24 protein-coding genes are annotated in these 25,352 nt (G+C 71.3%); 5 read left to right on the top strand and 19 right to left on the bottom strand.

What is annotated here, in order from left to right:
• Positions 1-97: 97 nt before the first annotated feature.
• From ACFVDP_RS21720 to ACFVDP_RS21665, 12 genes are all read right to left on the bottom strand, one after another.
• Positions 98-682, bottom strand: a complete 585-nt coding sequence (locus ACFVDP_RS21720) for a sugar kinase (RefSeq protein ID WP_383491829.1) — start codon at positions 680-682, stop codon at positions 98-100.
• Positions 683-735: 53 nt separating this feature from the next.
• The gene (locus ACFVDP_RS21715) at positions 736-1,890 is read right to left on the bottom strand and encodes an ROK family glucokinase (RefSeq protein ID WP_383491827.1); all 1,155 of its coding nucleotides are present in this window, start codon (positions 1,888-1,890) and stop codon (positions 736-738) included.
• 347 nt (positions 1,891-2,237) lie between these two features.
• Complete coding sequence (locus ACFVDP_RS21710) at positions 2,238-3,080, bottom strand: ATP-binding cassette domain-containing protein (RefSeq protein WP_383491825.1); 843 nt, start codon at positions 3,078-3,080, stop codon at positions 2,238-2,240.
• Positions 3,077-4,132 carry an ABC transporter permease gene (locus ACFVDP_RS21705; RefSeq protein WP_383491823.1) on the bottom strand — a complete coding sequence of 352 codons (1,056 nt, stop codon included), beginning with the start codon at positions 4,130-4,132 and terminating at the stop codon, positions 3,077-3,079. The genes ACFVDP_RS21710 and ACFVDP_RS21705 overlap by 4 nt, the downstream gene beginning before the upstream one ends.
• Positions 4,129-5,133 (bottom strand): sugar ABC transporter substrate-binding protein, encoded by a 1,005-nt coding sequence (locus tag ACFVDP_RS21700; protein ID WP_383491821.1) that lies wholly within the window; start codon positions 5,131-5,133, stop codon positions 4,129-4,131. Before ACFVDP_RS21700 ends, ACFVDP_RS21705 begins: the two co-directional genes overlap by 4 nt.
• Positions 5,134-5,282: 149 nt before the next feature.
• Positions 5,283-6,281, bottom strand: coding sequence for a sugar ABC transporter substrate-binding protein (locus ACFVDP_RS21695; RefSeq protein ID WP_383491819.1), 999 nt, complete (start codon positions 6,279-6,281; stop codon positions 5,283-5,285).
• A gap of 131 nt (positions 6,282-6,412) precedes the next feature.
• A complete protein-coding gene (locus ACFVDP_RS21690; protein WP_383491817.1) occupies positions 6,413-7,177 on the bottom strand; it encodes a GntR family transcriptional regulator in 765 nt (254 codons plus the stop codon).
• Between the two features lie 62 nt (positions 7,178-7,239).
• Positions 7,240-8,229, bottom strand: a complete 990-nt coding sequence (locus tag ACFVDP_RS21685) for an ABC transporter ATP-binding protein (protein ID WP_383491815.1) — start codon at positions 8,227-8,229, stop codon at positions 7,240-7,242.
• 127 nt (positions 8,230-8,356) lie between these two features.
• Entirely contained in the window at positions 8,357-9,454 is a 1,098-nt protein-coding gene (locus tag ACFVDP_RS21680; RefSeq protein ID WP_383491813.1) for an ABC transporter ATP-binding protein, read from the bottom strand.
• Positions 9,451-10,332, bottom strand: a complete 882-nt coding sequence (locus ACFVDP_RS21675; protein WP_383491811.1) for an ABC transporter permease — start codon at positions 10,330-10,332, stop codon at positions 9,451-9,453. The genes ACFVDP_RS21680 and ACFVDP_RS21675 overlap by 4 nt, the downstream gene beginning before the upstream one ends.
• Positions 10,329-11,318, bottom strand: coding sequence for an ABC transporter permease (locus tag ACFVDP_RS21670; protein WP_383491810.1), 990 nt, complete (start codon positions 11,316-11,318; stop codon positions 10,329-10,331). Before ACFVDP_RS21670 ends, ACFVDP_RS21675 begins: the two co-directional genes overlap by 4 nt.
• Positions 11,319-11,327: 9 nt before the next feature.
• A complete protein-coding gene (locus ACFVDP_RS21665; protein ID WP_383491808.1) occupies positions 11,328-13,025 on the bottom strand; it encodes an ABC transporter substrate-binding protein in 1,698 nt (565 codons plus the stop codon).
• A gap of 234 nt (positions 13,026-13,259) precedes the next feature.
• Between ACFVDP_RS21665 and ACFVDP_RS21660 the strand changes: the two genes are divergently transcribed.
• From ACFVDP_RS21660 to ACFVDP_RS21645, 4 genes are all read left to right on the top strand, one after another.
• Positions 13,260-14,282, top strand: coding sequence for a LacI family DNA-binding transcriptional regulator (locus ACFVDP_RS21660; protein WP_383491806.1), 1,023 nt, complete (start codon positions 13,260-13,262; stop codon positions 14,280-14,282).
• Positions 14,283-14,470: 188 nt separating this feature from the next.
• Entirely contained in the window at positions 14,471-16,417 is a 1,947-nt protein-coding gene (locus tag ACFVDP_RS21655; protein ID WP_383491804.1) for a cellulase family glycosylhydrolase, read from the top strand.
• An 83-nt stretch (positions 16,418-16,500) separates the two neighbouring features.
• A complete protein-coding gene (locus ACFVDP_RS21650) occupies positions 16,501-17,508 on the top strand; it encodes a Gfo/Idh/MocA family oxidoreductase (protein WP_383491803.1) in 1,008 nt (335 codons plus the stop codon).
• 150 nt (positions 17,509-17,658) lie between these two features.
• Positions 17,659-18,660, top strand: a complete 1,002-nt coding sequence (locus ACFVDP_RS21645; RefSeq protein ID WP_383491801.1) for a hypothetical protein — start codon at positions 17,659-17,661, stop codon at positions 18,658-18,660.
• Here ACFVDP_RS21645 and ACFVDP_RS21640 read toward each other — a convergent pair.
• The 5 genes from ACFVDP_RS21640 to ACFVDP_RS21620 form a co-directional block, all read right to left on the bottom strand.
• The gene (locus ACFVDP_RS21640) at positions 18,650-18,832 is read right to left on the bottom strand and encodes a hypothetical protein (protein ID WP_383491799.1); all 183 of its coding nucleotides are present in this window, start codon (positions 18,830-18,832) and stop codon (positions 18,650-18,652) included. The two genes, ACFVDP_RS21645 and ACFVDP_RS21640, sit on opposite strands and share 11 nt — an antisense overlap.
• A 5-nt stretch (positions 18,833-18,837) precedes the next feature.
• Positions 18,838-20,022, bottom strand: coding sequence for a cytochrome P450 (locus tag ACFVDP_RS21635; protein ID WP_383491797.1), 1,185 nt, complete (start codon positions 20,020-20,022; stop codon positions 18,838-18,840).
• A 55-nt stretch (positions 20,023-20,077) separates the two neighbouring features.
• Positions 20,078-21,307, bottom strand: a complete 1,230-nt coding sequence (locus ACFVDP_RS21630) for an ROK family protein (protein ID WP_383491795.1) — start codon at positions 21,305-21,307, stop codon at positions 20,078-20,080.
• Positions 21,308-21,385: 78 nt separating this feature from the next.
• Complete coding sequence (locus ACFVDP_RS21625; protein ID WP_383491793.1) at positions 21,386-22,051, bottom strand: response regulator; 666 nt, start codon at positions 22,049-22,051, stop codon at positions 21,386-21,388.
• 44 nt (positions 22,052-22,095) lie between these two features.
• Positions 22,096-23,373 carry a sensor histidine kinase gene (locus ACFVDP_RS21620; RefSeq protein ID WP_383491791.1) on the bottom strand — a complete coding sequence of 426 codons (1,278 nt, stop codon included), beginning with the start codon at positions 23,371-23,373 and terminating at the stop codon, positions 22,096-22,098.
• A gap of 179 nt (positions 23,374-23,552) precedes the next feature.
• Here ACFVDP_RS21620 and ACFVDP_RS21615 point away from each other — a divergent pair, with 179 nt between their 5' ends.
• Entirely contained in the window at positions 23,553-23,771 is a 219-nt protein-coding gene (locus ACFVDP_RS21615) for a hypothetical protein (RefSeq protein ID WP_383491789.1), read from the top strand.
• A gap of 22 nt (positions 23,772-23,793) precedes the next feature.
• Here the strand turns inward: ACFVDP_RS21615 and ACFVDP_RS21610 are convergent, their stop codons facing one another.
• Together ACFVDP_RS21610 and ACFVDP_RS21605 are read right to left on the bottom strand one after the other, a co-directional pair.
• Positions 23,794-24,201 (bottom strand): ribonuclease, encoded by a 408-nt coding sequence (locus ACFVDP_RS21610; protein ID WP_383491787.1) that lies wholly within the window; start codon positions 24,199-24,201, stop codon positions 23,794-23,796.
• A 63-nt stretch (positions 24,202-24,264) separates the two neighbouring features.
• On the bottom strand, positions 24,265-25,170 hold the full coding sequence (locus tag ACFVDP_RS21605; RefSeq protein WP_383491785.1) for a DMT family transporter: 906 nt from the start codon (positions 25,168-25,170) through the stop codon (positions 24,265-24,267).
• Positions 25,171-25,352 lie beyond the last annotated feature (182 nt).

Here is a 25,352-nt window from a genome sequence, read left to right as displayed (position 1 = left end):
TGGCTATGGACGCTTACCCAACGACTGGAGGGAAAGGAGGCGGGGATCATGATCGTCCTTCCGTCTCGCTCCACCCCCCCCCCCCCCCGCCGCCGGATCAGGGCTCGGTGGTCGAGACGACGAAGACCATCGGATGGTCCGGGTTCGACATGTTCACCACGATGCTCTGCGTCGGCGACGGGTCCTTCTGGCCGTGGGTCAGCCCGTACCAGGGGCCCGGCCCGGTGAAGTCCCACCCGGCGACCTTCCGGTCCCGGCTGCCGATCGGGATGTCGTCCTTCTTCAGGTCGTCGACGGTGTACTTGTCGTCGACCTCCTTGAGGAACGTGTCGAGGCCGCCCTTGCTGGTGAGGAACTGCGTGTACAGGCGGCTGACCTTGTAGTTGTTCGTCTCGTAGTAGGCGACGTTGCGCGAGTAGTGCGGGATCGGCGTCTCGTAGAGCCGCCGCTGCACCTTCGACGGCCAGCCGATGGTCAGGCCGGTCACCGAGTACTTGGCCTCCTTGTCCTTGCCGCTGTCGCGGCTCTGGTTCGCGGAGATCACCAGGTATCCGGCGGGGATGCCGATGAGCAGCACGATCGTCAGGAGGGTGAGGGCGCGGCGGCGGATCACATGACCGCGCGGCTCCTGCGGCGGGCGCGTCTCCTCGTACGGGGACGGAGGCTGGCGGGGCACGGTCATGGCTGGCTTTCCTGTCACTGTTCCACGTTCCAAGCGGTCCGCGTACGCGCGCTCTACTGGTCCTCGGCGCCGGGCGCCGTGGCCTCGCGGGCCTGGGCGTAGCGCTCGTACCGTTCGTAGCGCTCCACGCGGCGGCGCTTGGCGCGGCGGAACCGGCGGGCGACCAGGCGGGCCAGGTCCGCGGCGCCGACCATGCCGGCCTCGGGGCCGAGCTGGGCGCGCGCGATGCGGGCCTCGGGGCGGTAGCCGCGGCCGGTCAGCTGGCGCTTGAAGGCGTCGCGGGCCGGGGCGATGAGCAGGTCGTCGGCGGCGCTCACCCCGCCGCCGATGACGAAGCACGACGGGTCGAGGGCGGCGGCCAGGTTCGCGATGCCGACACCGAGCCACTGGCCGATGTCCTGGAGCAGCTCGATGCACATGGCGTCGCCCTCGCGGGCCAGCTCGGTGATGAGCGGTCCGCTGATCTCGGGGACGTTGCCCTGGACGCGCTCGATGATGTTGTACGCGACCGGGGAGTCGGCCGCCGCGAGTTCGCGGGCCTCCCTGACCAGGGCGTTGCCCGAGCTGTACTGCTCCCAGCAGCCGCGGTTGCCGCACGGGCATCGGTGGCCGCCGGGGACGACCTGCATGTGGCCGAACTCGCCGGCGACGCCGTACTTGCCGCGCTTGACCTGGCCGTCCTCCAGGATCGCGCCGCCGATGCCGGTGCCGAGGGTGATCATGACGAGGTGGTCCTCGCCGCGGCCCGCGCCGAAGCGCCACTCCGCCCAGGCGGCGGTGTTCGCGTCGTTGTCGACCAGCACGGGGACCGCGAGGCGGCCCGCGAGGCGGTCGCGGAGCGGTTCGTTGCGCCAGGACAGGTGCGGGGCGAACAGGACGCGGTTGCGGTCCGCGTCGACCCAGCCGGCCGCACCGATGCCGACCGCGTGCACGTCGTGCCGGTCGGACAGGTCCAGGACCAGCTCGCAGATCGTGTCCTCGACGACCTTCGGGCTCTTGGACTTGTCCGGGGTCTCCGTGCGCAGCGTCTCCAGGATGGTGCCGTCCGCGTCGACGACACCCGCCATCACCTTGGTGCCGCCGATGTCGATGCCCACGGTGGGGACGCGGGGGGCGGTCAGGTGCGAGCGGCGTTCCCTGGTGCCGACCGTCCGCAGGACGGTGGCTCGTGCGCTGCCACGGTGTGCGAGGTCGCGGTAGGTGCTCATTGCGGCGATTCTGCCTCACGGCGTGGCCTTGACGCATGCCGGGTTTGGGGTGTGGCGGGGTGCGGCGCTCGGGTGGCAACACCCACGGCCGTCGTTCGGCTGCGGCCCGGTGGGGGCTGGTCGCGCCGTTCCCCGCGCCCCTGGGGAGTCGGTCAGCCGCGGCCCGGTGGGGGCTGGTCGCGCAGTTCCCCGCGCCCCTGGAGATGCGCACTTCGTGCGCCATCTCCATCAGAGGCGCGGCGGAGCCGCAGCCTCAAAGGGGAGGCTGCGCGCAGCGCATGCCTCAGGGGCGCGGGGAACGGCGCGACCGGCCCCCACGAACCCGCAGACGAATGTCCGGCGCCGGGCTACTTTTCGGTGCCGTCGGCCGAGTGCCCGCCCAAGTGCGTCGGCACAGGCGCGCGCTCCAGCTCGTGACGGAGGTCGTCGAGCTCACTGCCACCGGCCATCTGCCGGGTCAGCTCGTCGAGCGTGATCTCGTCGCGGGTGTGGCTGCCGAACATGCCACCGCGCTTGAGCAGGATGAACCGGTCACCGACCAGATACGCGTGGTGCGGGTTGTGCGTGATCAGCACCACGCCGAGCCCGGCGTCCCGCGCCGCCGCCACGTACTTGAGGACGACCCCGGACTGCTTCACACCGAGCGCCGCGGTCGGCTCGTCCAGGACGAGAACCTTGGCGCCGAAGTACACGGCGCGCGCGATCGCGACACACTGGCGCTCGCCGCCGGACAGCGTCCCGATGGGCTGATCGACGTCGCGCAGGTCGATCCCCATGCGCAGCAGTTCGGCGCGGGTCGTGCGCCGCATGAGGTCGACGTCCATGCGCTTGAACGGGGCGGTGCCCTTCGTCGGCTCCGAGCCGAGGAAGAAGTTCCGCCACACCGGCATCAGCGGGACGACGGCCAGGTCCTGGTAGACCGTGGCGATGCCGTGGTCCAGTGCCTGGCGGGGGTTGGCGAACTTCGTGGGCTCGCCGTCGACGGAGAAGGTGCCCGAGTCGTGCTGGTGAAGGCCCGCGATGATCTTGATGAGGGTGGACTTGCCGGCGCCGTTGTCACCGAGCACACAGGAGATCTCCCCCGCGTTCACGACGAGCGAGACATCTTCGAGGGCGCGGATGTTGCCGTAGTACTTACTGACGCCGGTCAGCTCTACGAGAGGGGTGGTCTCTCCGAGAGGAGTGGTCATTTGCTCGCCTCCGCGCGCTTGCGGACCCAGTGGTTGAGGAGGGTCGCGAGGAGCAGCATCGCTCCGAGGAAGAACTTGAACCAGTCCGAGTTCCACTCGGCGAACACGATGCCCTTGCTGGTCATGCCGAAGATCAGGGCACCGATGGCCGCGCCGACCGCGGAGCCGTAGCCGCCGGTGATCAGACAGCCGCCGATGACGGCCGCGACGATGTAGATCAGCTCGTTGCCGACGCCCTCGCCGGACTGCACCACGTCGTACGAGAAGAGCAGGTGCTGGCCGGAGATCCAGGCGCCGAACGCGACGCCCATGTAGAGGCCGATCTTGGTCTTGTTGACCGGGACGCCGACCGCGCGGGCCGCGTCCACGTCACCGCCGACCGCGAAGATCCAGTTGCCGATACGGGTACGGAGCAGGATCCAGGTCGCCACCAGGATCAGGGCCAGCCACCAGACGATCGTGATCTTGAAGTCGACGCCGCCGATGGTGAACGTCGAGGCGAAGACGTTCTTGCCGGAGGTGAAGCCCTGCATGTCGGCGATGGACTTGGTCGACACGGTGCCGCTGATCAGCTTGGTGAAGCCCAGGTTCATGCCGGTGAGCATCAGGAAGGTGCCGAGCGTGATGATGAAGCTGGGCAGCTTGGTCCGGGTCAGCATGATGCCGTTGAAGGCGCCGATGGCGAGGGTGACCAGGAGCGAGACGCCGACGCCGACCCAGGTGTTCGCCGTCATCTGGTAGCTGAACATCGACGAGACCAGCGCCGACGACGTCACGAGCACGCCCGCCGACAGGTCGAACTCGCCGCCGATCATCAGAAGGGCGACCGGCACCGCCATGATGCCGAGGACGGAGGCCGCGTAGAGGACGGTCGCCAGGCTGGTCGCCCGCAGGAAGCTGTCCGCGGCGACCGAGAAGAAGATGAAGACGGCGATCGCGCCGACGACCGAGCCCAGCTCGGGGCGGCCGAGGAGCTTCTTCCAGGGCGAGGTCTTCAGGAGCCGTTCGTCGAGCTGCGGCTCGGGCTGTTTCTCCGGAGCTGTGGTGGTCATCGCGTCCCCCTCTTCGCGTACTCCGCCAGCTTCGCGGCCATCTCCTTGGTCACGATCTGCGGGCCCGTGAGCACCGGCTTGCCGCCGCCCAGGACGTTCGCGTTGTACCGGTACAGCCAGAGCAGGTCCACGGCCTCGTAGCCCTGGAGGTAGGGCTGCTGGTCGACGGCGAAGCCGAGGCTGTCGTCCTGGAGGCCCTGGGCCACCTTCTCGTTCAGATCGAAGGTGTCGACCTCGGCCTTGCTGCCCGCGTCCTGCTTGGCCTTGACGGCGGTGGCGGCGAACGGCGCGCCGAGCGTGACGACCGAGTCGATGGACTTGTCGGCCTGGAGCTTGGCCTCGATGGAGGACTGCACGTCGGGCATGTTGGTGCCGTCGACGTAGAGGTTCGTCATCGTGCCGTCGAAGGTCGACTTGGCGCCCGCGCAGCGCTGCTCGTGGCCGACGTTGCCCTGCTCGTGCAGGACGCAGAGGGCCTTCTTCTTGCCGCGCTTGTTCAGCTCGTCGCCGACGGCCTCGCCCGCGATCGTCTCGTCCTGCCCGATGTGGGTGAGCGCGCCGAACTTCTTGGACTCGGCGGAGCCCGAGTTCACGGTGATGACCGGGATGCCGGCCTTCTCGGCGCGGGCCACGGCCGCCTTCATGGCGTCGGGCTTGGCGAGCGTGACGATGATGCCGTCGACCTTCTTGTCGATGGCGGCGTCCACGAGCTGCGCCTGCTGGTTGGCCTCGTCGCTGTGCGAGTAGAGGAAGTTGATGTTGTCCTTGACGGCGGCCTGCTTGGCGCCGTTCTGGACGATGTCCCAGAAGGTGTCCCCGTCGCCCGAATGGGTGATCATGGAGAAGGTCCACCTGGGCGTGTCCACCGCGGCCTTCCCCTGAGCCTGCTGGGCTTTCCTGGCGTCTTCCGCCCGCTTGCCGCCCGTGCTGCTGCATCCCGTCAGTGCGAGGCCGAGAGCCCCCGCAACCGCAATGCTCACCCAGGTCCGAAACCGTGCCACGAGGCCGTGCCCTTCTTGGTCTGCTGCGTTGTACACCGGGATCGGGCCCGCCCGACGGCGGCCGATCCCAGAGGGCCGTTTACCGGTCCATGGGGACCTCTTTGCGGTCCCAAACGCACAAGTATGGGTCACGGGGATCATCCATCTATTCACCGGGTACCGCGCGCGGTGTACTTCTCCAGTTTCGGCACGTCCTTCTCGGTGACGAGCGCGGGGCCGGTGAAGACCGGCCGGCCGCCGCCGAGGACGTTCGCGTTGTACTTGTACAGCCACAGCAGATCCACCGCCTCGTACCCCTGGAGGTAGGGCTGCTGGTCGACGGCGAAGGAGACCTCCTTGGCCTTCAGCCGGCGCACGACCTCGGCGTTCAGGTCGAAGGTGGCGATCTCGGCCTTGCTGCCCGCGTCCTGCTTGGCCTTCACGGTGAGCGCCGCGACGGGGGCGCCGAGCGCCACGACCGCGTCGATGCTCTTGTCGGCCTGGAGCTTGGCCTCGACGGCGGCCTGGGAGTCGGGGGCGTTGGTGCCGTCGACGTTGAGGTTCTCGACCGTGCCCTTGAAGGTCTTCTTCACGCCGTCGCAGCGCTGCTCCAGCGAGACGTTGCCCTGCTCGTGGATGACGCACAGGGTCTTCTTGCGGCCCTCCTCGGTGAGTCTGGTGCCGACGGCCTCGCCGGCCACCGCCTCCTCCTGGCCGATGTGGGCGAGCGCGCCGAACTTCTCCGAGTACTCGGAGCCCGAGTTGATCGAGATCACCGGGATGCCGGCCGCCTTCGCCTTCGCCAGCACCGACTCCATGGCCTGCGGCTTGGCGAGGGTGACGACGATCCCGTCCACCTTCTTGTCGATCGCGGCCTGGACCAGCTGGGCCTGCCCCTGCGCTTCCTTGTCGTTGGAGTAGAGGAAGGTGACGTTGTCCTTCTTGGCCGCGGTCTTGGCGCCGCTGCGCACGATGTCCCAGAAGGTGTCGCCCTCGCCGGAGTGCGTGATCATCGCGATCTTGAGCAGGGGCGTGTCCACGGCCTGGCCGCCGCCCCCGCCGCCCCCGTCGTCCTCGGACTTCTTGCCGCCGGAGCCGCTGCATCCGGCGGCGAGTGCGACCACCGCGACGAGGGCCGCGGCCGTACGGGCTGTACGCGTCGTGAGCATGGTGGAGCCACCTCTCCTCCGGCCGCCCGGTAGCGGCTGGAGGTGTTTGTAGCGGGCTCCCACCGCAGCGTCAATGACTTTGTCAGAACATTCGGACTTCGTACGGGTATGGGTGCGACTCCGCACAACTCCTAAGGGCGTACGAGGAGTTGGAACTCGAAGGAGTAGCGGGAGGCCCGGTAGACGTGGGAGGCGAACTCGACCGCGCGGCCCTTGTCGTCGAACGTCGTGCGCTGCATGGTCAGCAGCGGCGCCCCTTCCGGTTCGCCGAGCCGGTCGCCCTCGACGGCGGTCGCCGCGCGGGCCCCGACGGTCTGCCGGGCGCTGTGCAGGGTGATGCCGGCGGCCCGCATCAGGCGGTACAGGCCGGTGGCCTCCAGGCGGGTGTCGTCCAGGGCGAGCAGGCCGGTGGGCAGGTGGTTGCACAGGTACGCGACCGGCTCGCCGTGGGCCAGGCGCAGCCGGTCGATCCGGTGCACCTGTTCCCCCTCGCCGACCGAGAGGGCGGCGGCCACCTCGGCGGACGCGGGCACCAGGACGTTACCGAGGACGCGGGTCTCGGGGCGCTGGCCCGCCGCCTCCAGGTCGTCGTAGAGGCTGCTCAGTTCGAGGGGGCGCTTGACCTGGCTGTGCACGACCTGGGTGCCCACGCCGCGGCGCCGCACCAGCAGCCCCTTGTCGACCAGCGACTGGATGGCCTGGCGGACCGTGGGCCGGGACAGGCCGAGGCGGCCGGCCAGCTCGATCTCGTTGCCCAGGAGGCTGCCGGGGGTGAGCGCGCCGCGCTCGATCGCCGCCTCCAGCTGCTGCGACAGCTGGAAGTAGAGCGGGACCGGGCTGCCGCGGTCGACGCTCAGCTCCAGCTGGACAGTGGAGTCCGCTCCAGATTTGGCCACGGGCCGAGCGTAGCGGCGGGAGATGTTGACGGGAAGTCCGGAAGTCAGGTTGTCCGGACAAATCAATTGCCGGTGGGGTCGGCGGCCTCGGTGTGCAGCCAGCACCGGGAGGCGTGGCCGGTCCCGCCGAGCGGCACCATCGGCGGATCCTGCGCGCAGCGCTCGACGGCGGCCGGGCAGCGGGCGCGGAACCGGCAGCCGCCGCGGGCCGCCGTCTCGCGCAGCTCGGCGGTGCGGTCCGCGCGTGCGGCGAGCCGGGCGGCGCGGGCCCGCCGGGCGTTCGCCCGGGAGCCGGTCGCGCCCGGGGCGGCGGAGGCGAGGAGCTGGGTGTAGGGGTGGCGGGGGCGCAGGATCACCTCGTCGCTGGGGCCGCGCTCGACGATCTGGCCGCGGTACATGACCATCACGTCGGCGGCGAAGTGGCGGGCGGTGGCCAGGTCGTGGGTGACGTAGAGGAGGGCGAGCCGGCGCTCCTCCTTGAGCCGGTCGAGCAGCCCGAGGATCTCCAGCCGGATGGAGACGTCGAGCATGGAGACGGGTTCGTCGGCGAGCAGCACCGCGGGCCCGGGTGCCAGGGCGCGGGCGATGGCGACCCGCTGGCGCTGTCCGCCGGAGAGTTCGTGCGGGCGTTTGCGGGCGACGTCGGCGGCCGGGGTGAGATTGACGGAGGTGAGCAGTTCCTCGACGCGGGTGTCGGCGTCGGCGCGGGTCGCGCGGCCGCTGACCAGGAGCGGGCGGCGCAGGTGGTGGCCGACGGTGTGGGCCGGGTTGAGGGAGGCGAAGGGGTCCTGGAACACCATCTGCACGGATGCGCGGTACGCGCTGTCGCGTACGCGCCGCTCGCCTCTCAGCCGCACCTCGCCCGCGCTGGGTGCCACCAGGCGGGACAGGGCGCGGACCACCGTGGACTTGCCGCTGCCGCTTTCGCCGACCAGGGCGAGGGTGTGGCCCGGGTGCAGCGCGAAGGTGACTTCGTCGACGGCTCGGAGGGGGGTGGTGCCGCGGCGCTTGTAGTCGACGGTGAGTTTCTCGACGTCGAGGGTGGGGTGCATGGCTCTCTCCTCGCGGGGTGCATGGAGCGCCCCTTTAGGGGCGCGGGGAACTGCGCGCCCAGCCACGACGGCGCGTGAGACGGCGATGGCGCTGAGGCCCCCGGGGCTCCGCCCCGGACCCCGCTCCTCAATCGCCGGAGGGGCTTGATTTGGCCGGACCGTGCGCTCCAAGGTCCCGTGAAGGGCTTGATTGGGCCGAGGGGCTTGATTTGGCCGGCCCGCGCGCAGCGCCGTCGGCGGAAGGAGGTGATGGGGCGCTCGATGTGGCCCGGGTCGCCACATGGCAGGCGGCCGCCCCCGACAACTCGGGCCGCTCCACCCGGCACCGGTCGATCACCCACGCGCACCGGTCCGCGAACGAGCACCCCGCCGGTTCCGCCCGGAGATCCGGTGGCTGGCCCGGAATGCCGCGCAGGTCGCGCCGCTCGCCCGTCAGCGCCGGGAACGACCTCAGCAGGCCCCGCGTATAGGGGTGCACGGCCCCGCCGGAGGCCACCGTGTCCGTGTCCGCGTATTCGACGACGCGGCCCGCGTACATGACGGCGAGCCGGTCGCTGATCTCCAGGAGCAGGTTCAGGTCGTGCGTGATGAAGACGACGGCGAAGCCGAGACGCTCCCTCAGCTGCTCGATCTCGTCGAGGATCTCGCGCTGCACGACGACGTCGAGGGCGGTGGTCGGCTCGTCCATGATGACGACGTCGGGGTCGAGGGCGAGGGCCATGGCGATGGAGACGCGCTGGCGCATGCCGCCCGACAGTTCATGGGGGTGCGAGCGCAGCCGGGCGGCGTCGATGCCGACGAGTTCGAGCAACTCCCCTCCCCTGACGCGGCGTTCGGCCGCCTTCAGGGCCGGACGGTGCGCCCGGAAGAGGTCGTCGAACTGGCGGCCCACCGTCGTCACCGGGTTGAGGGCGTTCATCGCGCTCTGGAAGACCATCGCGAGCCGGGTCCAGCGCACCGCGCGCAGCGCTTCGGCGCCCAGTGCGTACAGGTCGTCGCCGTCGAGGGTGACCGTGCCGCCGGACAGCCGGCCCGGTGGCTGGAGCAGCCGGGCGAGGGCGTAGGCGAGGGTGGACTTGCCGCAGCCCGACTCCCCCGCGATGCCGAGGAGTTCGCCGCGCCGCACCTGGAGGGAGACGTCCCGTACGGCGTGGGTGGGGCGGCCGTCGCCGGAGTCGTAGACCACGTCCAGGTGCTCGGCCGACAGGATCACGTCCGAGGTCATCGCCGCCTCCTCGTGCGCAGCCGGGGGTCGAGGATCTCGTCGAGTCCGAAGCTGATCAGGGAGAGGGCCGCGCCGAGCACGGCGATGGCGAGCCCGGGTGGGATGAACCACCACCAGGAGCCGCCGGCGAGGGCCTCGGCGTTCTGTGCGAAGTAGAGCATCGTGCCCCAGGTGAGGTTGGACGGGTCGTCGAGGCCGAGGAAGGCGAGGGACGCCTGGGTGAGCACCGCGAAGATCACGGCGAAGATGAACTGCGAGACGATGATGGCGAGTTCGTTGGGCAGGATCTCGACCAGGACGATCCGGCGGCGGCTCTCGCCGTAGAGACGGGCCGCGAGGACGTAGTCGCGGGTGCGCAGCGACAGGGTCTGCGCACGGAGCACGCGTGCCGAGGCCGCCCAGGTGGTCAGTGCGATGACGAGGATGGTGGCGGTCGTGCCCGCGCCCACGTACGCCGCGACGACGATGACGAGCGGCAGACCGGGGACGACCAGGAAGACATTGCTGACCAGGGACAGTGCCTCGTCGGTGAGACCGCCCGCGAAGCCGCCGCCGATGCCGACGACGACGGAGACCACGGTCGCCACGAGGGCCGCCGCGGCGCCGATCAGGAGGGTGCCGCGGGTGGCGACGACGAACTGGGCGAACACGTCCTGGCCGGTCTGTGTCGTGCCCAGCCAGTGGGCGAGGGAGGGGGCCTGGCCCAGGTCCTGGCCGATCTCGTTCGGGTCGCCGAGGAAGAGCGGGCCGAGGATCGCGGTGAGGACGAGGAGGGCCAGGACGCCGAGTCCGAGGCGCAGCCGGCGTGAGCGCAGGGCCGCGCGGAGGCGGCCCGCGCGGGGTGCGGGCGCGGTGAGGGCGGTGACGGGGGCGGTCATGAGCCGGCCTGCCGGGTGCGGGGGTCGATGAAGGCGTAGACGAGGTCGACGAGGAAGTTCGCCGCGAGCACCGCGAAGGTGATCATGAGGAAGACCGCCTGCATGAGGGGGTAGTCGTTGTTGGTGACGGCCTGGAGCATCGTGTAGCCCATGCCGGGATAGGAGAAGACGATCTCCATCACGAGCGAGCCGCTCACGATGAAGCCGAGCGTGATGGCGAAGCCCGCGACGGACGGCAGCACCGCGTTGCGGGCGGCGTAGCCGATCATCACCGTGCGGGGGCGCAGTCCCTTGGCCTCGGCGGCGACGACGTAGTCCTCGGCGAGCGTGGAGACCATCATGTTGCGCATGCCGAGCATCCAGCCGCCGACCGAGCTGAGCACGATGGTGACGGCGGGCAGGATGCCGTGCTCGACGGCCGAGCCGAGGAAGGCGCCGCTGAATCCGATGTCGTACGTCTCGTCGTAGCCGCCGCCCTGCGGCAGCAGGTTCCACACCTGGGTGGTGAGGTAGAGCAGCAGCAGGGCGACCCAGAAGTACGGGATGGCGGCGAGGAAGGTGGCGGAGGGCACGAGGGCGTCGAGCCGGCCGCCGCGCCGCCAGCCGGCCAGCATGCCGAGGGTGAGGCCGATGACCACGCTCAGCAGGGTGGCGAGGCCGACGAGGACCAGCGTCCACGGCACGGCCTGGCGGACGACGTCGCCGACGGGGGTCGGGAAGTACGTGATGGACAGGCCGAAGTCGAGGTGGGCGAGGGAGGAGAGGTACTCGCCGTACTGCTGGGCGAGGTTGCCGTCGCCGAGCCCCAGCATGGCCCGCAGCGACTCCTCCTGACCGTCCGTCACCGTGCCGCCGACGCCCTGCATGCGGGCGAGCATCAGCTGCACGGGATCACCCGGGATCAGGCGTGGCAGCAGGAAGTTGAGGGTGATCGCCAGCCAGGCGGCGATCGCGTAGAAGCCGAGTTTGCGCAGGATGTGACGCACGGGCCGGCCCTACTTCGAGGACTTCGCGGGCTTCAGGCGGGCGGCGACCCAGCCGCCGTCGGGGTCGAGCCAGACGGACGGCGCGGCGTACAGGTTGTCCTTGGTGGGGAAGCCGGTGACGTTGTTGCCGTTGAACTCGGCCTCGTTCTGCGCGGCGAACAGCGGGATCAGCGGCATGTCCTTGATGAACTCGTGCTGGATCGTGGCGTAGTGCGGCTTCTGTTCGGCCAGGTCGGTGGTCTTGGCGAGGGCGGCCAGCGCCTGGTCGACGGTGTCGTTCTTGTAGCGGCCGTAGTTGCCGACGTTGGTGGTCTTGCCGATGGCGGGGGCGATCGCGCTGTCGAGGAGCTGGTCGTAGTAGGCGCGCGGGTCGGGCGTGTAGCCGTAGTTGGAGAGCAGGAGCTGGAAGCGGCCGGTGGACTGGGCGTTGGCGAACTGGGCGTAGGCGACGGCCTTGATGTTCAGCTCGATGCCGGCCTTCTTCAGCTGCTGCTTGGCCATCTGGGCGACGCTGATGTAGTCGGTCCAGCCGGAGACGAGGGTCAGGTCGAGGCTGAGCTTCTTGCCGTCCTTGGTCCAGGTGTCGCCGCTTCTGGTGTATCCGGCGGCCTTCAGATACTGGTCGACCTTGGCCTGGCCCGTCTCGAAGGTGGCGTCCTTGAGCGAAGGGTCCATCACCGACTCGAAGTTGGGCAGCAGCAGGGCCGTCGGGTTGATGGCGGGGGCCTGGCCGTCGTAGACGCTCTTGCTCATGAAGTCGCGGTCGAGGGCGGCGCTGATCGCCTTGCGGACATTGGCGTCGGCGGTCGGTCCCTCGACGGCGTTCGGCACGAAGTACGTGACGGCCAGCGGGATGTTGACGAGTTCGAAGCGGGCGTTCTTGTCGAGGTAGTTCTTCTTGATGTCCGGGATGAAGCCGCCCGCCCAGTCGGTGCGGCCCGAACCGATCGCCGCCGTCGCGGCGTTGTTGCCGCTGAAGGACAGGTAGCGCATCGTCTTGAAGCCGGGCAGGCCCTCGATGTAGTAGTCGTCGCGCGCGGTGAGGTCGAGGGTGGTGCCCTTGACGGACTTCACCTTCCACGCCCCGGTGCCGACGGGGTTGACGTTGAGGTCCGTCTTCTTCTTGCTGTCCGGGATCTTCGACCAGATGTGCTTGGGCAGCATCTTCAGCTTGCCGAGGATGAAGTACTCCTTGGTGTACGCCGACTGGGAGAAGGTCAGGCGGACCGTGTCCTTGCCGCTGGTGGTGATGGTGTCGAGCGGCAGCGCGAACTGGTTGAGCTCCTCGTTGTCCTTGGCGATCTGGAAGGTGTAGGCGACGTCGTCGGCGGTGAACGGCTTGCCGTCGTTCCAGGTGACGCCCGAACGGAGCGTGATCTCCAGGGACTTGCCGTCGGCGCCCCACTTGTACTTCGTACCGAGCCAGTCGTCGACCTCGCCCGCCTTCGCCGCGTTGAAGTGGAACAGCGGCTCGTAGATCATCCCGTGCGTCGCCTGGAGGGGCTGCGGCGCGAACGGGTTGAAGTTGCGCACGAAGTTGCCCGTGGAGCCGGTGGACACGGTCAGGACGCCGCCGCGGCCGGCGCCGCCGTTGTCGTTGCCGCCGCCGCAGGCGGCCAGCGGGACGGGCAGGAGGATTGCGGCGGTCGCGGCGAGCACGCTGCGTCGGCTCGGCGGGAGCGGGGAGGACGGCGGGGCGGAATGCATGGCGGGTTCCCTTGCTGAGGCTGTGAAACTGCTCCGACAGGTCTGGCTAAGGGGGCCGAAGCGGTGGTCCGCACACCGTCGGCGCCGTGAAAGTAAACGCGTGCCAAAGTGGCTGTCAATGCACTCGCCGAACTCTCCCCGGTATTCAACTGAACCGGATTAGCTGGCGAGTTCATCGAATATCGTCGAACGAGCAGGCCACCTCAGGGACGGCCCCGAGCGAGGAGATTTTGAGTGAAGCGACCCACCATGGCGGACATCGCACGCCGCGCCGGTGTCACCAAGGCCGCCGTGTCCTTCGCGCTCAACGACCGCCCGGGGGTCTCGGCGCCCACCAGGCGCCGCATCCTCGCGATAGCGGAGGAGCTCGGCTGGCAGCCCAACAGCGCGGCGCGGGCTCTGTCTGACGGCAGGGCGGGCGCGTTCGGCCTGGTCATCGACCGGCCCGCGCGCACGCTCGGCCTGGAGCCGTTCTTCATGCAGCTGATCTCCGGGATCCAGGCCGAACTGATCACGGACGCGACCCCGCTGGTGTTCACGATGGCCGAGGACCAGGCCGCCGAGATCGCCCTGTACCGGTCCTGGTGGGCGCAGCGGCGGGTCGACGGGGTGTTCCTGGTGGACCTGAAGGCGCACGACGCGCGGGTCGCCGTCCTGGAGGAGCTGGGCATGCCGGGCGTGGTGATCGGGGCGCCGGTCGGCACCGGCCGGCTGCCCGCCGTGTGGAGCGACGACGAGGCGGCGGTGCGCACGGTCGTCGACGCTCTGGCGGGGCTCGGGCACCGCAGGATCGCCCGGGTCAGCGGCCCGTCCGCGCTGCGGCACACGATCATCAGGACGGACGCGTTCGCCACCTGCGTACGGGAGTTGGACATCGAAGGGCGGATCGTCGAGGCCGACTACAGCGGCGAGCGGGGTGCCGCGGCGACCCGCGAACTGCTGTCGGGCCCCGCGCCCTCGCGGCCCACGGCGATCCTCTACGACAACGATGTGATGGCGCTGTCCGGGCTGACCGCGGCGCAGGCCCTCGGGCTGCGGGTGCCTGACGACGTGTCGGTGGTGGCGTGGGACGACTCGGCGCTGTGCGAACTCGTGCATCCGCCGCTGACGGCGCTGAGCCGGGACATCGCCGCGTACGGGGCGCACGCGGCGCGCCGGCTGCGGGCGGCGGCGGGCGGGCGCGAGGTCGGTGACCTGCAGGATGTGGCGCCGCGGCTGACGGTGCGGGGCAGTGTGGCGCCCCCACCGGTCCCGTAAACCGGTTTATCGATCTCGCGTTCAAGGCGCCTCGGCCTTCTCGGTGTTTTCGGTGTTTGTGGTGTTCGCCGTATTGACGCTAAACCGGTGCAGCGGTTCACTCGACGCGTACCTCGACCGTGCCGCGGCACGCCCGTCCGCAACGGGCCGCGCTCTTCATGTCCCCCATTCGCAGGGAGAGTTCGCCGATGCCGCGTTCCGCTGCCCGGATTTCCCGTGACTGCCGCCCGGTCACCTGGATCGGGGCCAATTTCTGGTCCCGTTCGGGCGGTCCGCTGATGTGGCGCAGTTACGACCCGAAGCTCGTCGCCGACGAACTGCGGGTGCTGCGCGAGCACGGGCTCAACATGACCCGCTCGTTCTTCTACTGGCCGGACTTCATGCCCGAACCCGACCGTGTGGACGAGGAGTTGTGCGGGCGCTTCGCGGACTTCCTGGACCGCCACGAGGAGCTGGGCATGACGACCGTGCCGACGTTCCTCGTGGGGCACATGTCCGGGGAGAACTGGGATCCGGTCTGGCGCGGCGGCCGCGATCTGTACGGAGACGTGTGGCTGGTGGCGCGGCAGGCCTGGTTCGTGCGCGAGATGACCCGCCGGTTCAAGGACCATCCGGCGGTGGCCGGGTGGCTGATCTCCAACGAGATGCCGATCTACGGAGCGCCGAACGCGAATCGTGAACTGGTCTCCTCCTGGGCACAGTTGGTGGTCGACGCGGTGCGTGCCGGTGGCGGCAGCCAGCCCGTCTCGCTCGGCGACGGCGCGTGGGGCATCGAGAACTCGGGGCACGACAACGGCTTCTCGGTGCGCGACGCGGCCCGGCTGTGCGACTGGCTCGGCCCGCACGTGTACCGCATGGAGGACGATCTGGTGCGCCAGCACCACGCGGCGGCCTGGGCGTGCGAACTCACGTCGACCTTCGGCAGGCCGGTGGTGCTCGAGGAGTTCGGGCTGACGTCGGCCTTCGCCTCGGACGAGAACGCGGCCGTGTACTACCGCCAGGCCCTGCACAACAGCCTGCTCGCGGGCGCCACCGGCTGGATCGCCTGGAACAACACGGACTACGACACCCCGGAGGTCCGCGAGCAGCCGCCGTACCGGCACCACGCCTTCGAGCTGTACTTCGGACTGACCGACTCGCAGGGCAGGCCCAAGCCGCAGCTGCGTGAACTGCGGGACTTCGCGCGGGTGTTGGAGGAGGTGGAGTGGGACCGGTGCTCGCGCGCGGAGACGGACACCGCGCTGCTGGTGTCGTCGTATCTCGACACGGCGTACCCGTTCACCCGGGCCGAGGACCGTGCCTACGTCCAGGAGACGGGGCGGCAGGCGTGGATCGCGGCGCGGCTCGCGGACGCCCCGCCGACGGTGCTGCGCGAGAGCGACGGGGAGCCCGCGGCGGGCCACCGGCTGTATCTGGTCCCGTCGGTGAAGCAGTTGCTGGCGCCGACGTGGTACCGCCTGGAGGAGCTGGCCAGGGGCGGGGCGACGGTGTACGTGTCGTACTCGCCCGGCGCACACGAGGAGCAGCGCGGGCCCTGGTACGCGCGGATGGACCAGCTCTTCGGGGTCCGGCACGGGTTGACGTACGGGATGGTGAATCCGATCGAGGACGACGAGGTGAGCCTCGTCTTCGAGCGGGACTTCGGCAGCCTGGGCGCGGGGACCCGGCTCACCCTGCGGGCGGCGGGGACGGTGAACAGCCGGTGCTTCCTGCCCGTGGACGTGGTCGAGGGCGAGGCCGAGGTGGTCGCCGTCGACGGGCACGGGCGGCCCGCCCTGGTGGAGCGGACGGTCGGCGCCGGGCGGCTCGTGCTGTGCACCTACCCCCTGGAGCACATGGCGGCGGTGACACCGCGGGTGAACCCGGAGGCGACCAGCACGCTGTACGACGCGCTGGCGGTGCGGGCCGGGGTGCGCCGACCGGTGACGGTGGCGGATCCGCGGGTCGCGGTGGACCTCGTCGAGCACGCGGACGGGCACCGGTGGGTGTGGCTGGTCGGGCAGTGCGACACCGAGCTGCCGGTGAAGCCGGTGGTCGCGGACGGGTGGCGGCTGACGACGCGGGACGGCGCACCTGCGGATGCGGTGACCCTGCCGCCGTACGGGGTCGTGGTGCTGCGGCTCGACGCGGTCTGAGGCAATGCGGCCCGGGCGGCCGCCCGGGCCTTTGTCAGGACAAAGGATTGACAGCATCTGGGCGGCACGGCACGTTGGGACGCATGCGCATCGGACTCATCGGTACGGGCCGGATCGGCACCTTTCACGCGGGCGTCCTCGAGCGGTACCGGGAGGTGGGCTCGCTCCTCGTCACCGACGTGGCGCCGGAGCGGGCCGTCGCCCTCGCCGACCGCATCGGGGCGACGGCGGCGCCGAGCGTCGACGAGCTGTTCACCTGGGGGGTCGACGCGCTGGTCGTCACCGCGGCGACGGCGGCGCACGCCGAGCTGATCGGGCGGGCGGCGCGGGCCGGTCTGCCGGTCTTCTGCGAGAAGCCGATCGCGCTCGACCTGCCCGGGACGCTGGCCGCCCTCGCCGAGGTGGAGGCGGCCGGGACGGTCCTCCAGCTCGGCTTCCAGCGGCGCTTCGACGCCGGGTACGCGAACGCCCGGGACATCGTGCGGGCGGGCGGACTCGGACGGCTGCACACCGTACGGGCGATGACCTCCGACCCGGCGCCGCCGCCGGCCGCGTATCTGCCCCTGTCGGGCGGGCTCTACCGGGACTGCCTGGTGCACGACTTCGACGCGCTGCGCTGGGTGACCGGGCGGGAGATCGTCGAGGTGTACGCCACCGGGTCGGACGCGGGGCCCGCCATGTTCCGGGAGGCCGGGGACGTGGACACCGCCGCGGTCGTGCTCACCCTGGACGACGGCACCCTGGCCACCGCGACGGCCACGCGGTGCAACGGGGCCGGGTACGACGTGCGGATGGAGCTGTCCGGGGAGCGGGACACGGTCGTGGTCGGGCTCGACGACCGCACGCCGGTCACGTCGACGGAGCCGTCGGGGCCGCCGGCCGCTCCCAAGCCCTGGCCGGGCTTTCTCGAGCGGTTCGCTCCCGCGTACGAGGCCGAGCTGAAGGCGTTCGTGGATGTGGTGCGGGGGGTTCGGGAGAACCCGTGTGACGGGTGGGAGGCGTTGGCCGCGCTGCGGGTGGCCGAGGCTTGTGAGGTGTCGCGGCGCGAGCGGCGGGTCGTGCGGGTTGCCGAGATCGCCGGGGGGCGGTGAGCAGAGGGCCTGATCCGTCTCGTTGCCGGGTGCAGGTTGTATGTGGCTGGTCGCGCCGTTCCCCGCGCCCCTACGGGGCGCTACCTAAGTCGGCGCTATAGCAACTTTCGGGCGATTCCTTGAACTGTCCGCCCGCCTAGCGTCGGTGGCATGGTCCCGTTCGCGTTCGGGTTGTTTCTGTTGGCGCCGCTCGTCGGTGAGTTTCTGCTGGGGAATCAGCCGGTCACCCAGTTGCCCGGGCTCGTGCTGTTCGCGCCGTTGTACGGCGGTGGCGCGCTGCTGATCCGGGAGGTCGCGCGGCGCGCCGGGCGGGGCTGGCCGACGATGATCGTGCTGGCCGCCGCGTACGCCCTGGTCGAGGAGGGGCCCGTCGACCAGATGCTGTGGAATCCGCACTACGGCGGCTTCGACATCGGCGCCGCCTACTCGGCGACCCATGTGCCGTTGCTCGGTACGAGCGTGCAGTTGCTCCAGGACGTCCTGGCGATGCACACCGTCTGGAGCATCTGTGTCCCGATCGCCCTCGTGGAGACGTTCTGCCGGGACCGTACGCGGCCGTGGCTGGGCGGTTTCGGGCTCACGGTGACGGCGCTGGTGTTCGGAGCGGGGGCCGTGTTCCTGGGGTTCGCGCAGGCGCAGTCGGAGGAGTTCGTCGCGTCGGCCGGGCAGTTCGCGGGGGCGGGTCTCGCGATCGCTGTGCTGATCGTGCTCGCGTTCGTCGTCGGGCGGCGCCCCGGACCGCGCCGGGACGCGCAGGCGCCCGCGCCGCTGATGGTGGGCGCGACGTCGTTCGCCGTGTCGAGTGTGTACTGGGCCCGCGACCTGCTGCCCGACGAGGCCGTGCCCGCCTGGGTGCTGGTCGGCGTGTGGTGCGTGCTCGCGGCCGGGGCCGTGGTGCTGTTCGGCCGCTGGGCGCGCGGCCTCGGCTGGGACGCCCGGCACCGGCTCGCGCTGGCGGGCGGGGCGCTGCTCACCTACGCCTGGGTGGGCTTCGAGCACGGCTGGGACATGGGCGTGCCGCACACCCTGAGCGTGTCCGGCAACGTCCTGTTCGCGTGCGAGGCGCTGCTGCTGCTCGCTCTCGCGGCCCGTGCCGTGCGGCGGCACGCGGTGGCGGCGCCGCACCAGGGTGTCCCGGTGGCTACACGGTGAGGACCGTGCCCTGCGCCACCGCGCACACCTTCTCGCGCCCGGTGTCGTCCCGGAAGGTGAGGTCGACGCGAACCACTGCCTGCCTGCGCCCCGCGTCGACCACCTCGGCGCGGGCCGTCAGTGTCGTGCCCCGGGGTTCCTCCAGGGGCGCGGGCAGCGGTGCGCGTGGCACGGCCGCTACCAGCGCACCCGCAGTGTACGAACCCCGCGCATCAGCAGTCCCGGCAGCCAGCCGTCCGGGTCGCCGTCCAGGGCCAGGTCCGGGCAGCGGTCGAGGAGGGAGCGCAAAGCGATCCGGCCCTCCAGGCGGGCGAGCGGCGCGCCCAGGCAGTAGTGGATGCCGTGGCCGAAGGCGAGGTGGCCGCGCGGCGCGCGGCGGATGTCGAAGCGGTCGGGGGCGGAGAAGCGGTCCGGGTCGCGGTCGGCGTTGCCGATGGCGATCAGGACCGGGGCGCCCGCCGGGATCACCGTGCCGCCGATCTCGACCGGCTCGGCCGCGAAGCGGTGGGTGGACGTCTCGACCGGGCCGTCGTAGCGCAGCATCTCCTCCACGGCGCCGTCGATGAGGGTCATGTCGGCGCGCAGGGCCAAGAGTTGGTCGGGGTGGTCGAGGAGTGCGCGGACGCCGTTGCCGATCAGGTTCACCGTCGTTTCGTGGCCGGCGACGAGCAGCAGGAAGGCCATGCCGCGCAGCTCGGCCGGGGACAGCCGGTCGCCGTCCTCCGCCGTCGTGCGGATCAGCGCGCTCAGCAGGTCGTCGGCGGGCGCCGCGCACCGCTTGTCCTCGATCAGCTCGTCGAGGAATCCGGCGATCTCGACATGGGCGGCGTACGCCTCCTCGTCGGACGTCGGCGCCACCACCTGTGTCGACATCCGGCGGAACCGGTCGCGGTCGATGTCGGGCACGCCGAGCAGCTCGCAGATGACGACGAAGGGGAGCGGGAAGGCGAGGGAGGCGATCAGGTCGGCGGAGCCGTGCGGCACCATGGCGTCGAGCAGCTCGTCGGTGATCTTCTGGATGCGCGGGGCGAGCGCCGCCACCCGGCCGGGGGTGAACTCGCGGGTGACGAGCGAGCGCAGCCTGCCGTGCTCCGGCGGGTCCGCGAACAGCAGGTGAGGGCCGATGAGGTCGCCGGCCATGTCCCACGGCGGAGACTTGGCCAGGCGCGGATCGGTGAACGCGGCGCGCGCCGCCTCGTGCCCGACGATCAGCCACAGCTCCTCGGCCGGGCCGGGGCCCGGTGTGCGCACATGGTGGACCGGGCCCTCGGCCCGCAGCTTCTCGTACACGGGGTACGGGTCGGCGTAGAACCCCGCGCGGCCGCCGTCCGCGTACTCGTCCAGATCGACGATCTCCGTCATGCCCCGTGCCCTCCCGATTCCTGAACCGACAGCCCGCCCCCGGCTCCCACCCTGTTCAACTCGCGCCGCTCGCGATCGGTTCCCTGCGGGTGCCGCCCGTCTCCAGGAACCGGGCGAGCGGGAGGGTCGCCGCGCCGACGGTGACGGCGTCGGTGCCGAGGCGGCCCAGCTCCACGGTGGTCTGCGCGAAGGGGTGCCGCAGGGCGTACGCGGCGGCGGCGCGGCGCACCGGTTCGATCAGCCGCGGGCCGAGCAGCAGGCCCGCCCAGCCGCCGACGACGATCCGTTCCGGGTTGAAGAGGTTCACGAGGTCGGCGATGCCCGCGCCGAGGAACTCGGCCGTCTCGTCCAGCAGGCCGGCGGCGGAGGGGTCTTCGAGGAGTTCGGCGAGGGCGCCCTCCTCGTCGGGCGACGACCAGCCGCCGCCGCTCTCCCGCCACCGCTCGAGCAGCGCCTCCGCGCCGACGTACGCCTCCAGGCAGCCGCGGGCGCCGCACCGGCACTCCCGGCCGCCGACCCGGAGCACGGTGTGGCCCCACTCCCCCGCGCTGGACGACGAGCCCTGGTAGGGCACGCCGTCGGCGATGACACAGGCTCCGACGCCGGAGCCGATGAGGGTGATCACGGCATTGCGGGCGCCGCGGCCCGCGCCGAACCACATCTCGGCGCGGCCGAGCGTCTTGGCGCCGTTGTCGACGAACAGGGGCGGTTCGGCGAGGAGTTCACCGTCCGCGCGCAGCATGGCCTCCAGCGGGACCGCGTCCCAGCCGATGGTCTGGCCGTGCACGACGGCGCCCTCGGGGCCCGAGGCGTCGACGATGCCGGGCACGCCGATCCCGACGCCGATGAGCGAGGCGGGGGTCACCGCGGCCTCGGCGACGACCCGGGTCAGTCCGTCCGCGATGAGCCGCACCACGCCCTCGGCGTCGTAGCGTCCGTCGGGCAAGGGGGCTTCCACGCGCGCGAGTTCGTTCAGGGAGAGGTCGAACAGCTCCACCCGTACGCGGGTCTCGCCGACGTCCACGCCCGCGAGGTGGCCGCTGCCGGGCGCGACCCGCAGCAGGGTGCGCGGGCGGCCGCCGTCGGAGTCCACGGATCCGGCCTCCTCGACCAGGCCGTCGGCGACCAGCTCGGAGACGACGTTGCTGATGGAGCCCGAGCTGAGCGCCGTCAGCGGGCCCAGCTCCTGTCTGCTGAGCGGTCCTTCGAAGTAGAGCTTGCTCAGTACGGTCGCCCGGTTGTTGCGGCGCAGATCGCGCACCGTACGCCGACGTGGTCCTGCCATGCCTGGCTCCCGCCCCTTCACCCAACAGCACCCAGCTCTTGGATCACGGTGTGAATTTACCCCGGCCGGGGGCGCGCTTCAGCCTTCGTCGAGCAGCCCCGCGTCGTGGACGAGGAGCGCGATCTGTACGCGGTTGTTGAGGTCGAGCCTGGTCATGACGCGTGAGACGTGGGTCTTGACGGTGGCGACGCTCATGTAGAGGGTCTCGGCGATCTGCGCGTTGGACTTGCCGCGGCCCACCTCGACCGCCACTTCCCGCTCCCGCTCGGCGAGTTCACCGATGCGGGCGCGGGCTCCGGCCGTGCGCACCTCGCGCTCGGAGGCGGCGGCGTGCGTCATCAGCTGACGGGTCACGGCGGGCGACAGGACGGGGTCACCGCCGGCGACGCTGCGCACGGCGCCGAGGATGTCGGCGGGCGAGGCGTCCTTGAGGACGAATCCGGCGGCGCCCGCGCGCAGGGCCCGCAGGACCTGCTCGTCGGCGTGGAAGGTGGTGAGGACGACGACCTCGGGGGCGTCCTTGCGGGCCCGCAGCCGCTCGGTGGCGGTGAGGCCGTCGAGGACCGGCATGCGGATGTCCATGAGGACGACGTCGGGTCCGAGCGTGGCGGCGAGCGTCAGTGCCTCCTCGCCGTCGGCGGCCTCTCCGACGATCTCGACGTCGTCGGCGCCGCCCAGCATGAACCTGAGGCCCGAGCGGACCAGGGGGTCGTCGTCGACGAGCAGCAACCGGATCGCGTTCATGGCCCCCACCGTAGTCAAGCCGTCGTGCGCGGTGCGCGGCCGTGTCAGCCGCTCCACGGCAGCCAGGCCCGCACCAGGAATCCGCCGTCGGCGGCCGGCCCGTGGTCGAGGCGGCCGCCGGCGAGGGTCGCCCGCTCGGTCAGTCCGATCAGGCCCTGGCCCGAGCCGGGCACGTGCGGGACGTCGCCGGGCGGCGCCGGATTGCGTACGGAGATGGTGAGGCCGTCGCCCGCCGCGCCGGTGACCGTGACGGCGACCTCGGCGCCGGGGGCGTGCTTGCGGGCGTTGGTCAGGCCCTCCTGGGCGATGCGGTAGGCGGTGCGGCCGGTGGAGGCGGGGACGGCCTTGGGGTCGGGGACGTGGTTGTCGAGGTGTACGCGCATGCCGGCCTCGCGGGATTCCTCGACCAGGGTGTCGAGGGCGACGAGGGTGGGCTGCGGGCGGCCCGACTCCTCGGCCTGGTCGGCGGCCCGCAGCACGCCGATGATCTCGCGCAGGTCCTGCAGCGCCTCGTGGGCGCTCTCCCGGATGACACCGGCGGCCCGGGCGATCTCCGGCTGGGGTGCGTCGGGCCGGAACTCCAGGGCGCCCGCGTGCACGCTCAGCAGGGTCAGCCGGTGCGCGAGCACGTCGTGCATCTCGCGGGCGATGGCCTCGCGGGCGAGGCGCTGGGCGTTCTCGGCGCGCAGGGCCGCCTCGTTCTCGGCGCGCACCGCCCGGTCCCGCAGCGACATCAGGAGCTGGCGCCGGGAGCGCACGAACATGCCCCAGCCGACCACGGCGACCGTGATGATCACCGTGAAGGTGACCGCCGCTCCCCACGACGTGTCCGGTTCGGGCCGCAGCAGGAAGAAGAACGGGACGAGGACGAGGTTGGCGCCCGCGACCCAGGCGATGAAGCGGAACGGGCGGTGCACCGCGAGCGTGAACAGCGCGACCATCGAGGCGCCGCCCGCACTGTTGGACACGAAACCGACCGGGAGCATCGCGAGGGCGAGGCCGAGCGGCCAGCGTCTGCGCAGCCAGACCGCGGCGCAGGCCAGCGCGCCGAGCACCTGGTCGACGAGGGCCAGGGCGTGCGGGGTGTGCGGGTCGTCCCAGACCTGCTCGGCCGCGATCAGGCCGATGAAGACGGCGATCAGGAAGCAGCAGAAGTCGACGATCCAGTCGCGGGCGGTGCGCCGTCTGCGGCCGGGGCGGCCGTCCGGGTCGAGGTCCAGCTCGTCGGCGACGGCCGAGGGCAGCCAGCGCCGCCACCGCAGGGCCGGCTCACCCGCCGCTCCCGCGCTTCCCGCCGTCTGCTGATCCCGTATGGCCTCCATGGTCGACAAATCTACGCAGGATGAGCGGCGCGCACCGCTCCGTACCGCGCACCGGGGACCAAAGTCGGGCCGCGGAAGACTTTGGTCGCGGGCCGCCGGGCCGTTCGTCGACCTGTGGCGTGCGGGCCTCGCCCCGCGGCCGATGTGAGTGGGGGGTCCGCGGGGCGAGAGTTCCTGGCATGGACGACAAGCGGTTGCGGACGGTGCTGGAGATCATCGGCACGCTCGCCCTGGTGCAGGGCGCCATGGGCCTGATCCACGAGTTCACCGGCCGGCTGGACTGGGGCCTGATCGGGCGGATCCCCTTCATCGACGGCCGCGAGGTGTACGGGAGCATCGCGCTGGTGGTGCTCGCGATCGCCCTGTTCGCGGCCGCCGACAGCCGGAAGAAGCCCTAGAGGCCCCAGGAGACGGACGGGGTCAGCAGGAGTGGTCGACCAGGTCGAACGACGCGTAGTGGTCGGCCGTGTAGTAGTCCTCCTGGCTCGCCTCACCGGTGACGATGCGGCGCGCGCCGCGGTCGGAGGAGCCCGGGGTGATCACCGTGTACTCGTGGTAGTACCCGGTGGACTGGGACGGCAGGACGCCCTCGCGGTTCTGGAACACGGTCCCGTCCTGCGAGTACGGGTACGGGCCGCCCGCCTCGATCAGGTCCAGGGTGTCGTGCGCCTGGGAGGGCAGGTCGGAGTAGCAGATGTCGCCGACCGAGGCGGCGGCGCGCACGGAGACGGCGGCCGTGGGGGCGGCCTGGGCGGCGAGGGTGGCGGGGCCACCGACGAGGAGGGCGGCGGCGACGGCCGCGGCACTGAGGAAGCGTGGGGTCTTCATGCGTTCAATTGACGCGCGTAGCGCTACGCGCGTCAATCCCAACTGCCGCATGTTTTCCGGCCGTTAACTTGTGGAGCGGCGGCCCCACCCGGTTCCGGCCAGGACGAGGGCCGCTCCGACGACGCCCAGAACGCCCAACTTCTCGCCGCCCAGGGCGATTCCGACGGCGGCCGCCCAGAGGGGTTCCGTGCCGAGCAGCAGGCTCACGCGGGAGGGCGAGGTGCGGCGTACGGCCCACATCTGTACGAAGAACGCGAACAGCGTGCAGCAGACGGACAGGAACAGCAGCCCGGCCCAGTCGGCGGGCCGGAAGGCGGCCGCTGCGTCCCAGGGGGCCGCGCCGGTGCCGGGGGCCGTGCAGAGCAGGGCGAACACGACGACGGCGGTCCCGAGTTGGACCGTCGTCATGGGCAGCGCGTCGGCGCCCTGCACGGCACGGATGCGGGCCATGCAGAGGACGTGCACGGTGCGGGCGAGGGCCGCCAGGAGCATCAGCAGATCGCCGGCCGAAGGTGTCGTGAAACCGCCCCCTTGGGTGAGCAGCACGACGCCGAGGACGGAGGTGCCGGCCGCCGCCAGGAACGTACGGGACGGCCGGGTCCTGGTGAGCGCGGACTCGGCGAGCGGCGTGAAGATCATGGTGAGGCTGATGATGAGACCCGCGTTGGTCGCCGAGGTGTGCACGACCCCGTACGTCTCCAGGAGGAAGATCCCGCTGAGGATCAGGCCGAGCAGCCCGGCCCCGCGCCACTGGGCGGCGCTCAGCGCGCGCAGCCCCCGCAGGCCCGCGCCCGCGAGCACCGGCAGCACGATGCCGAAGCGCAGGACGAGGACGGCGAGCACGGTCGACTGGGTGGTGACGCCCTTGGCGGCGAGATAGCTGGCGCCCCAGACGACGGCGACGGCGAGCACGGGGACGTCGGTGTGCCAGGCGCGGGGGCGGGGCGCGGGCAGGGCGATGCTGCTCAAGGGGTCTCCGGTCTCCGGGAGGGCTGGGGCCGTGCGGAGACGTCGGCGGCTCGCGCGAGGGAGCGCTCACGGTATCCAGCGCGTGATCACCTCGGCTAGAGGTCGGGCCCGGGGCTCGGCGTCCGTTTGCCGCCAGCTTTCACTTCCGTACGCGGCTGTACTCGGAACACGACAACAGCTCG

This window comes from Streptomyces sp. NPDC057694 (assembly GCF_042799415.1).
GTDB lineage: Bacteria > Actinomycetota > Actinomycetes > Streptomycetales > Streptomycetaceae > Streptomyces.
Note: the sequence above shows the minus strand (reverse complement) of the source record. Positions and strands in the feature narration are given on the sequence as shown.